The sequence below is a fragment of the Atopobacter phocae ATCC BAA-285 genome (assembly GCF_000526675.1).
Classification (GTDB): Bacteria; Bacillota; Bacilli; order Lactobacillales; family Aerococcaceae; genus Atopobacter; species Atopobacter phocae.
In genome coordinates this window covers 47,278-57,332 of the sequence record NZ_JAGN01000006.1, presented here as the reverse complement: position 1 = coordinate 57,332, position 10,055 = coordinate 47,278, and the positions used below count along the sequence as shown (strand labels likewise).

General features: G+C 31.8%; 9 protein-coding genes. 7 read left to right on the top strand and 2 right to left on the bottom strand.

From position 1 onward, the window contains the following. Nucleotides 1-277: 277 nt before the first annotated feature. Nucleotides 278-1,252: a sugar-binding transcriptional regulator gene (locus L866_RS0102130; RefSeq protein WP_025728702.1), complete on the bottom strand. Its 975-nt coding sequence runs from the start codon at nt 1,250-1,252 to the stop codon at nt 278-280. Nucleotides 1,253-1,558: 306 nt separating this feature from the next. Here L866_RS0102130 and L866_RS0102125 point away from each other — a divergent pair, with 306 nt between their 5' ends. The 3 genes from L866_RS0102125 to L866_RS0102115 are packed head-to-tail and all read left to right on the top strand — an operon-like array spanning nt 1,559 to nt 3,518. Further along, entirely contained in the window at nt 1,559-1,888 is a 330-nt protein-coding gene (locus L866_RS0102125; protein WP_025728701.1) for a PTS lactose/cellobiose transporter subunit IIA, read from the top strand. Between the two features lies 1 nt (nt 1,889). Next, nucleotides 1,890-2,210 (top strand): PTS sugar transporter subunit IIB, encoded by a 321-nt coding sequence (locus tag L866_RS0102120; RefSeq protein WP_025728700.1) that lies wholly within the window; start codon nt 1,890-1,892, stop codon nt 2,208-2,210. A gap of 12 nt (nt 2,211-2,222) precedes the next feature. Next, nucleotides 2,223-3,518: a PTS sugar transporter subunit IIC gene (locus L866_RS0102115; RefSeq protein WP_025728699.1), complete on the top strand. Its 1,296-nt coding sequence runs from the start codon at nt 2,223-2,225 to the stop codon at nt 3,516-3,518. Nucleotides 3,519-3,837: 319 nt separating this feature from the next. On the opposite strand, the gene L866_RS0102110 is transcribed toward L866_RS0102115, so the two are convergent. After that, nucleotides 3,838-4,626 (bottom strand): glycyl-radical enzyme activating protein, encoded by a 789-nt coding sequence (locus tag L866_RS0102110; RefSeq protein ID WP_025728698.1) that lies wholly within the window; start codon nt 4,624-4,626, stop codon nt 3,838-3,840. Between the two features lie 134 nt (nt 4,627-4,760). On the opposite strand from L866_RS0102110, the gene L866_RS0102105 reads away from it, so the two are divergent. The 4 genes from L866_RS0102105 (at nt 4,761) to L866_RS0102090 (ending at nt 10,052) form a co-directional block, all read left to right on the top strand. Then, entirely contained in the window at nt 4,761-5,504 is a 744-nt protein-coding gene (locus L866_RS0102105) for a DeoR/GlpR family DNA-binding transcription regulator (protein ID WP_025728697.1), read from the top strand. A 176-nt stretch (nt 5,505-5,680) separates the two neighbouring features. Next, nucleotides 5,681-8,119 (top strand): glycyl radical protein, encoded by a 2,439-nt coding sequence (locus L866_RS0102100; RefSeq protein WP_025728696.1) that lies wholly within the window; start codon nt 5,681-5,683, stop codon nt 8,117-8,119. Between the two features lie 46 nt (nt 8,120-8,165). After that, nucleotides 8,166-8,846, top strand: a complete 681-nt coding sequence (locus L866_RS0102095) for a fructose-6-phosphate aldolase (RefSeq protein ID WP_025728695.1) — start codon at nt 8,166-8,168, stop codon at nt 8,844-8,846. Nucleotides 8,847-9,122: 276 nt separating this feature from the next. Beyond that, nucleotides 9,123-10,052: a manganese-dependent inorganic pyrophosphatase gene (locus L866_RS0102090; RefSeq protein WP_025728693.1), complete on the top strand. Its 930-nt coding sequence runs from the start codon at nt 9,123-9,125 to the stop codon at nt 10,050-10,052. Nucleotides 10,053-10,055 lie beyond the last annotated feature (3 nt).

Genomic DNA, 10,055 nt, shown 5'->3' with positions numbered 1-10,055 from the left:
CTTAAGCGAACTGCTTATGGGTACCGTAATTATTCACACTTTAAAAATAGAATTTTATTGATGATGCGTTTATACGCGCCAAATCATCCGCCCAAAATCGCTGTTTCGTAACACTAATTTTGAATACAATTGATCCAATCATTAGCTTATTTTATCTTTTGATCTAAAAAAAGAGGCGAAGTAACCGTACGGTTACCTCACCTCGTCATCAACCCTATTTGACAAAGAGCCATTAAATGCTTATTATCATTGCTTTAAGAGGGAATGACTAAAAAAGTTAACAAAATTTCTTATATTCATTATCATGATCTAACGCTAAAATACCAATAGCTGTATTTAAATCTGTTACTAAATGATTAATCATCTGTTTCTTTAATATAGCTAATAATGCTTTTTCTTTACTTTTTCCATGTGCTACAGCAACTCGATCTTTTATTTGTAAAAGTTGATCAAATGAAATACCAATGATTCGTTCTTGTAAATTTTTATGAACTAATTCACCATCTGCATTAAAAAAACGACAACAAATCTCTCCAATTGCATCTTCTTCTTTTAATACTGCGTAGTCTTTCTTCTGAAGTAAATCGCGCCATTGACTGAACTGGTAATCTACATCACCACCAACTCCCATAATGGCAAGATCTAATTTATCCCATTCATTTTGAAGTTCTATAAAACTTGATTGTTTAAAAATCGTTTGAGCGTCTTTTGTATTATTTTGAACGACTTTCGCATTAATATATCTTTTTTCGGATTGGTAAATTTTACTCAATTCATAAACTAAAGTATTAACGTGATATTGTATTTTAATATTACTCGGTCCTCCAGCTAGCGGGACAATCGATGTATTGACTAGTTTTTTAGGTGTAATTTGATTGACGATATTACTGAGAGCAGCTCCCCATGATATCCCAATATGGCAGTCGTCTGTTAACAATTCACGTATGATAAAAGCAGCTAATTGAGATATTCTTTTTTCGAGCTTCTGCTTAGAAGTAAATTTTTGATTGTCTACAATAACAATCTTTTTTAAATGATACTTCTTTTTGAAGTATTCTTCTAATTCGAAGAGTTCGATTGCATGATTTCTAATATTTATTTCCACTAAACCACAATCACGAGCTTCTTTAATCATTCGACTTATAGTCGTTCGATAAATATTTAAATCAGATGAAATTTTTGATTGGCTATATCCTTTAACATAGTATAAAAAAGCTACCTTTGCGAGTAATCTCTCTCTACTTTCATTCACTGATAGAACCTCCTTGAAATAAAAATCAATCATTTCATATACTATATGACGTATATTCAATTGTCCTAATAATTCTATCATAACAGAATAATATTAGAAATTTGCTCAATAATTTGAATAATTTACTTTTTTTAATATTGCACAAATGTGCATAAAATAACAGAGGATACAGATTCTATTGATAAAAACGCTTTCAAGTGCTAACATTTGTCTTGTGAATGAACAAAATATAATTTCGAATGAAAAAGAGGAGGCTTAACTAAGAAAAATTTATTTAAAAAATAGTAAAAATCGGAGGGGTTAACGATGGAACAAATTATACCAGATCAAATAATTATGGGACTTATTCTTAATTCAGGAGATGCCAAACAACACATTTATAACGCACTTAATTTATCGAAACAGAGTAAATACGAAGAATCTGATAACGAAATTGAGTTAGCAAATAAAGCCATGTTAGAGGCCCATAATCTTCAAACTCAATTTTTAGCTGAAGAAGCAGGTGGGCATAAATCAGAAATCAAAGCATTATTTGTTCATGCACAAGATCACTTGATGACAACTATTACAGAAATGAATTTAATTAAAGAAATTATTGATTTAAGAAAAGAATTGAAAATGAAAGGAAATGATTAATATGTTAAAAATTGGTTTATTTTGTGCAGCAGGATTTTCAACGGGGATGTTAGTGAATAATATTAAACTGGCTGCTGAAAAAAGACAAATTGCTATTGATGTCAATGCACATCCACAATCTAGTTTACAAAATTGTGTAGCAGATTTAGATGTTGCTTTATTAGGACCACAAGTTAGTTACACATTGAATCAATCAGAAGCGATTTGTAAAGAGCATAATGTACCAATTGCAGTTATTCCTATGGCAGATTATGGAATGCTTGACGGTGAAAAAGTTTTAAATCTTGCTTTAAGTCTTGCTAAAGTAGAAGTTACTCAATAGGAGGGGAAACACATGGGTAAAATTGATACACAAAAGATAATAAATCCAATTATGAAATTTGTTAATATGCGTGGGATTATTGCTTTAAAAGATGGTATGTTAGCAATTTTACCATTGACTGTTGTCGGATCCATCTTTTTAATCTTAGGACAAATTCCTTTTGAAGGCTTCAATTCATTTGTGGCTAGTATATTCGGTGATAATTGGACAGAACCATTTATGCAAGTATATGCAGGAACATTCGCAATAATGGGACTAATCTCTTGTTTTTCAATTGGTTATTCCTATGCTAAAAATAGTAATGTAGAACCTTTACCAGCGGGTGTTTTATCACTTTCAGCATTTTTTATTACGTTAAGATCGTCTTACATTCCAGAATCAGGCGAACCGATTAATGATGCAATGACAAAAGTGTGGTTTGGTGGACAAGGAATCATTGGTGCAATCATTATCGGATTAGTTGTAGGGGCAATTTATACTACATTTATTCAAAGAAAAATTGTCATAAAAATGCCAAGTCAAGTTCCACAAGCAATTGCAAAACAATTTGAAGCAATGACACCAGCATTTATTATCTTCTTATTATCAATGGTCGTATATATTGTTTCAAAAATGATTACTAATGGTGGTACATTTATTGAATTAATTTATAAAATTATACAAGTACCATTACAAGGTTTGACTGGTTCATTGCCAGGAGCCATTGGGATTGCTTTCTTTATCTCATTCTTATGGTGGTTTGGTGTTCATGGCCAGTCAGTAGTTAATGGCATAGTGACAGCTTTATTACTTTCAAATTTAGATGCTAATAAAGCCTTACTAGCTGCAGGTAAATTATCACTTGACAACGGTGCTCACATTGTTACACAACAATTCCTTGATAGCTTCTTATTAATTTCTGGATCAGGAATTACATTTGGTTTAGTAGTTGCTATGTTATTAGCAGCAAAATCACAACAATATAAAGCGCTCGGTAAAGTTGCTTTATTCCCAGCAATCTTTAATGTAAATGAGCCTGTCATTTTTGGATTCCTAGTAGTTATGAATCCATTAATGTTTCTACCATTTGTATTGGTACCTGTGCTATCTGCCGTAATTGTTTATGTGTCAATTGCGACGGGATTTATGACACCATTTGCCGGAGTAACACTACCTTGGAGTACACCAGCTATTATTTCAGGATTGATGGTAGCAGGATGGAAGGGTGCTTTTATTCAAATTATTATTCTAACATTATCTACTGTATTATATTATCCATTCTTTAGAATACAAGATAATATTGCATTGAAAAACGAAACAAATAACTAATATATTTAGTAAGGAATCGATGAGTTGTTTAAACAGCTTGTCGATTTTTTGTTAGGAAAAACTATAATAGTATGGTCTTGATTAGTTATTTCTTTGCCTTTAAATTTTAATTAACATTGATATCAATCAATTTTTCAAAACATTCCTCATGATTATACGTATAGTTGCTAGAAGATGATTTATTAATCAGCATAAAATGATGGAGATATAGGTATCATTCGATGATTAATTGATAAATTTAAATAAGAAAAACCCAATTTCAAATAAATGAAATTGGGTTTTATAGAAAGTTTACACATTCTGATTATAATGTATAATATTATCTAATCAGACAGTCAATTTGGTTCTCCTTAAATATATTGCCTATTTCAACTAAATCTTCTGAATGAAGTTGAGGCACATCTTTTAATGAATAATCACGATTTAAATTATCGTATTTTTTTTCGCCAAATTGATGAAACGGAAGTAATTCAACATATTTGACGCCAATTTCACTTAGTATACTAGCAAAAGAATTGGCATCTTCTAAAGAATTATTATAATTTGGTATGATTGGTATTCTAACAGTTAAGTCGGGGTGATGTTCAACTGCATAAGCTAAATTTTTGATAATTTGTTCATTTCCTGTACCAATTCCTTTTTTATGAATCAGCGAATCATGATGCTTAAAGTCAAAATATAAATGATCGATATAAGAAATAAATGTTTGGAATAAATCACTTTTAGCAAAGCCTGTTGTTTCTGCTGCCGTATTAATCCCAAGTGTTTTTAATTTTTTTAATAACTCGATAGCAAACTCACCTTGTAGTAATACTTCGCCACCAGATAACGTAACTCCTCCGCCAGATTCTTCATAAAATGGTAAATCTTTCATTACTACATCAACAATTTCATCAACTGTCTTATATTCTCCAACTGTTGTATAGCTATTTTTAGTTGGACTCCATATTTTTTCCGGTTTCCGGTTTTGTGATTCTGGATTAGCACACCAATAGCAACGTAAAGGGCAACCCTTAAAAAACACAACCGTTCGAATTCCAGGTCCATCGTGAATACTAAATTTTTGAATATTAAATATACATGCAGTAGCTTCTTTTGTTGCGTTCAATGTTATCACTCCTTCTTCATTATGTTAACATAAATGTATTCGAACGTAAACGATATACTTACGTTCGAACTAATTTAAAAGTTGTTATTAAAAATAGAATATGATATTCTCAAATTAAGAAAGAAGAGGTAATTATGAAGAGAGAAGAAATGATTATTACGCTAGTTAGCGAAAGAAAGAAAATTGAAGTTAATGAACTATCTGATTTACTAAATGTTTCGAAAGTAACGATTAGAAAAGATTTGGATCGACTTGAAAATAAAGGGTTATTACATCGCGAACATGGATACGCTGTGCTCAATAGTCAAAATGACATTAACTATCGTTTAGCTTTTAATTATGATTTAAAGAAAAAAATTGCGAAAGAAGCAGCTAGTATTGTAAATGATGGTGAAACGGTGATGATTGAATCAGGATCAACTTGCACATTGTTAGCAGAAGAACTCGCTGTTGCTAAGAATGATGTAACTATAATCACTAATTCTTGTTTTATTGCTTCATATATACGGAAGTATGACTCCATTAAAATTATTTTACTAGGTGGAGAATATCAAAAAGATTCACAAGTGAATGTTGGCCCACTTGTAAAGAAGCTCGCAGAAAATTTTCATGTCGATAAATTATTTGTCGGAATCGATGGATTTGATCAAGCGCGTGGGTTTACAGGAAGTGATTTAACGCGAAGCGATACAGCTAAAACGATGATGAATTCCGCTAATCATACGATTGTATTAACCGATTCAAGCAAGTTCAATCAAATTGGCGTTGTATCCGAGTTTTCATTTTCAGATATTTCAATGGTGTTTACAGATAAAGGCATTAGCGAAGAAAAAATTCAATTTTTAGGAAACAAACAAATAAAAGTTTCAATTGTATAATTAATACGTTCTATTCATCTTTTAAGAGAATGACCTTGTCGATCATTCTCTTTTTTTTTGCACATTTGTGCGCATCTTAAATGATTCACTGTATAACATTGACAATTCCTCTTTTAATGTGATAAATTTGTTTCGAAAGTAAGTTATTTTGTTTCAAACAAAAGGAGGATATATGCATGAAAACGTCTGTATATAATTTAAATAATGGATCGACTTATGATTTTGGTCAATTAACAGAGCGCATGAATCATTATAGAGATGAAGTACTTGATAAGAAACCATATATTTGTGCAGAACGCGCACTCTTAGTTACTGAAACGTATCAAAAACATCAAGAACAGCCTAATGTCATGAAACGTGCATTAGCACTTAAAAATATTTTGGAAAATATGTCGATTTATATTGAAGATGACACGTTAATCGTCGGAAATCAAGCAGCATCTAATAAAGATGCACCAATATTCCCTGAATATACTCTGGAATTCGTTATTAACGAACTTGATAAATTCGAAAAAAGAGATGGGGACGTATTTTATATTTCAGAACAAACTAAAAGTGATTTACGGTCGATTGAATCATTTTGGAAGAAAAATAACTTAAGAGCAAAAGCAGGTGCCTTATTACCTGAAGAAGTTGATGTATACATGCAAGAAGGATTCTTTGGAATGGAAGGTAAGATGAATTCCGGAGATGCCCATTTAGCAGTGAATTATGAAAAAGTATTAAAATATGGATTGAAAGATTATCAAGAACGCACATTACAAGCAAAAGCAAATCTTGATTTAACTGATCCAGACAGTATTAAAAAGTATCATTTTTACAATGCAGTTCTAATTGTTATTGATGCGGTTAAATCTTATGCTGAAAGATTCTCAAAACTTGCTGAAGAGCAAGCTAAAGATGTTACAGGTTCGCGGAAAGAAGAATTATTAGAGATTAGTCGAATTTGTAAGAAAGTACCATTTGAACCAGCAGAAACATTTGCAGAAGCCATTCAGTCTACTTGGTTTATTCAGTTGATTTTACAAATTGAGTCTAACGGTCATTCATTATCATATGGAAGGTTTGATCAATATATTTATCCATATTATATGAACGACATTAAAAAAGGAATCATTACAGAAGAACAAGCATTAGAGTTATTAACTAACTTATGGATTAAAACGTTAACGATTAATAAAGTACGGAGTCAAGCACACACTTATAGTAGTGCTGGTAGTCCGCTATACCAAAACGTTACAATTGGTGGTCAAACAAAAGATAAAAAAGATGCCGTTAATGAGCTATCTTTCCTTGTTTTAAGAAGTGTTGCTCTAACCAAATTACCACAGCCGAACTTATCGGTTAGATATCATGCGAATCTCAATAAAGAATTTATGGATATGGCAATCGAAGTAATGAAACTTGGATTTGGTATGCCAGCATTTAATAATGATGAAGTTATTATTCCATCGTTTATTAAATATGGTGTTTCGGAAGAAGATGCCTATAACTATAGTGCGATTGGTTGTGTTGAAACAGCTGTTCCAGGCAAGTGGGGCTATCGTTGTACCGGGATGAGTTACATTAACTTCCCTAAAATTTTAATGATTGCAATGAATGATGGTATTGATCCAGTATCAGGAAAACGTTTCACCAAACCATATGGTCATTTCAAAGATATGAAATCGTTTGAAGACTTAGAGAAATCATGGGATAAAACGTTGCGTGAGTTAACGCGAATGAGTGTAATAGTTGAAAATTCTATCGATTTAGGAATTGAGCAAGAAGTACCTGACATTTTATGTTCAGCTTTAACAGATGACTGTATCGGAAGAGGTAAAACGCTAAAAGAAGGTGGAGCAGTTTACGATTATATTTCAGCACTCCAAGTAGGGATAGCCAACCTAGCTGATTCGTTAGCAGCTATTAAAAAACTTGTGTTTGAAGAACAAACCGTTACGACAAACGAATTGTGGGAAGCTTTAACTACTAATTGGGAAAGTGATCGGAGTAAAGAAATTCAATCCATCATTTTAAATGACGTACCTAAATACGGAAACGATGATGATTATGTAGATTCACTTGTGACAGAAGCTTACGATATTTATATTGATGAAATTAAAAAATATCCGAATACTCGCTACGGTAGAGGACCAATTGGAGGAATTCGCTATTCAGGAACTTCATCAATTTCAGCCAATGTTGGACAAGGTCGTGGAACGATGGCTACTCCTGATGGTAGGGAAGCATGGACTCCGTTAGCAGAAGGATGTTCACCATCACACAATATGGATCAAAATGGACCAACAGCTGTTTTGAAATCAGTAAGTAAATTACCTACTGAAGACATTTTAGGTGGGGTATTATTAAACCAAAAAGTAAACCCTCAAACTTTAGCGAAACAAGAAGATAAAGAAAAATTAATTATGCTACTACAAGCTTTCTTTAACCGATTAAAAGGATATCACATTCAATATAATGTAGTTTCAAGAGAAACGCTAATTGACGCACAAAAACATCCAGAAAAATATAGAGATTTAATTGTGCGAGTTGCTGGGTACTCCGCATTCTTTAATGCTTTATCTAAAGTAACACAAGATGATATTATTGAAAGAACAGAACATGTAATCTAATCAATTACAAAAAAACTACACATTAAATACGGAATGGGGAAAACCAATGGAATTTCTATTAGATACAATTAATATTAAAGACATCACTTACTTTAACGAAAGATTACCAATAGCGGGTGTTACTTCCAATCCGTCAATCGTAAAAGTTAATCAAGTTAAAAACTTTTATGAGCATATGAATGAAATTAGACAAATTATCGGCCCAGATAAATCATTGCATGTTCAAGTGGTCGCTGACACCTATGATGGCATGATGAAAGATGCTCATTCAATTTTAGAAAAAATTGATTCAAAAGTGTTTATTAAAGTACCAACAACGATAGAAGGTTTAAAAGTTATTAAAGCGTTAAAACAAGAAGGCGTAAATATTACAGCGACAGCAGTTTACACTAAAATGCAAGCTTATTTAGCAATGGCTGCACAAGCTGATTATATTGCACCATATTACAACCGAATGGAAAATTTAAATATTGATCCTAAAGAAGCGATTTTAGCTATGGCTACAGAAATCGATAAAAATAATTACAGATCCAAAATTTTAGCCGCAAGCTTTAAAAATGTTAATCAAGTGAACGAATCAATTAAACAAGGTGCACATGCGGTGACAGTTTCTAGTGATATTTTTGTTCAAGCATTTAATATGCCTTCAATTGATAAAGCAACCCATGACTTTAAAAAAGATTGGGAATCTATTTATGGGGAAAATATTAATATTCATAACTTATAAATCAATCGTCTAATATATCTTTAACGATTGACCATAATAAAAGCTCCTATTAATTTAACAGTACTTAAAAAAGGAAGAAATTTACCTTTAAAAGAAAGGCTGTTATTAGTGGGAGCTTTTTAGATTAGTAAAGGCATATTAAACTATTGATATGAGTGAGATTTAAGATTTAAAATTCAAGTTAATTGGTTCGCTATCATTTATAGAATCATCAATATTTTTGTGTTAAGATATGAATGTATTTATTAATATGTTATTAAGGAAGGTTGATTATAAATGTCAAAATTAATCGTTTTTGGTCACCAAAATCCAGATACAGATGCAATTAGTTCAGCTATTGCTTTTAGTTATTTACAAAATCAATTAGGAACAGAAGCTGAGGCAGTTGCTTTAGGCGAGCCAAACGAAGAAACAGCATATGCTTTAAAATATTTTAACGTGGAAGCTCCACGTGTTGTAGATACATTAAAAAGTGAAACAGATTTAGTCGCTTTAGTGGATCACAATGAACCACAACAATCGGTTAGTGATATTTCAAAATTGTCAGTAAAATATGTTATTGATCATCATCGTATTGCAAACTTTGAAACTTCAGAACCTGTTTATTACCGCGCACATCCAGTTGGTTGTACATGTTCTATCTTATATCACATGTTTGTAGAAAATAACGTTGAAATTCCGCAACATATTGCTGGACTAATGTTATCAGCAATTATTAGTGATACGTTATTATTCAAGTCACCTACAACGACACCTTATGATGAAGCAGCAGCTAAAGCTTTAACTGAGATTGCTCAAGTAGATTTACCTGTTTATGGTTTAGAAATGCTTAAAGCAGGAACTAATTTATCAACAAAAACAGCAGCAGAATTAATCGATTTAGATGCAAAAACATTCGAAATGGGTGAAAAGAAAGTACGTATAGCGCAAGTTAATACAGTTTCATTACCTGAATTATTAGAACGTCAAGTAGAACTTGTTGATACAATGAAACAAGCGAACGTAACAAATGGATATGACGCTTTCTTATTAATGATGACAGATATTCTAGCAAGTGATACAGATTTATTAATCGTTGGTGAATTGAACGCCGAAGTTGAAAAAGCATACAACGGTACAATTGTTAACCAAATCATTAAATTACCAGGTGTCGTTTCACGTAAAAAACAAATTGTCCCTCAATTGACAGATGCAATTGAAAAATAGACA

Excerpts from the sequence above, each read along its gene's own strand:
- L866_RS0102125 (WP_025728701.1), top strand. The coding sequence starts at position 1,559 with ATGGAACAAATTATACCAGATCAAATAATTATGGGACTTATTCTTAAT.
- L866_RS0102120 (WP_025728700.1), top strand. The coding sequence starts at position 1,890 with ATGTTAAAAATTGGTTTATTTTGTGCAGCAGGATTTTCAACGGGGATG.
- L866_RS0102115 (WP_025728699.1), top strand. The coding sequence starts at position 2,223 with ATGGGTAAAATTGATACACAAAAGATAATAAATCCAATTATGAAATTT.
- L866_RS0102105 (WP_025728697.1), top strand. The coding sequence starts at position 4,761 with ATGAAGAGAGAAGAAATGATTATTACGCTAGTTAGCGAAAGAAAGAAA.
- L866_RS0102100 (WP_025728696.1), top strand. The coding sequence starts at position 5,681 with ATGAAAACGTCTGTATATAATTTAAATAATGGATCGACTTATGATTTT.
- L866_RS0102095 (WP_025728695.1), top strand. The coding sequence starts at position 8,166 with ATGGAATTTCTATTAGATACAATTAATATTAAAGACATCACTTACTTT.
- L866_RS0102090 (WP_025728693.1), top strand. The coding sequence starts at position 9,123 with ATGTCAAAATTAATCGTTTTTGGTCACCAAAATCCAGATACAGATGCA.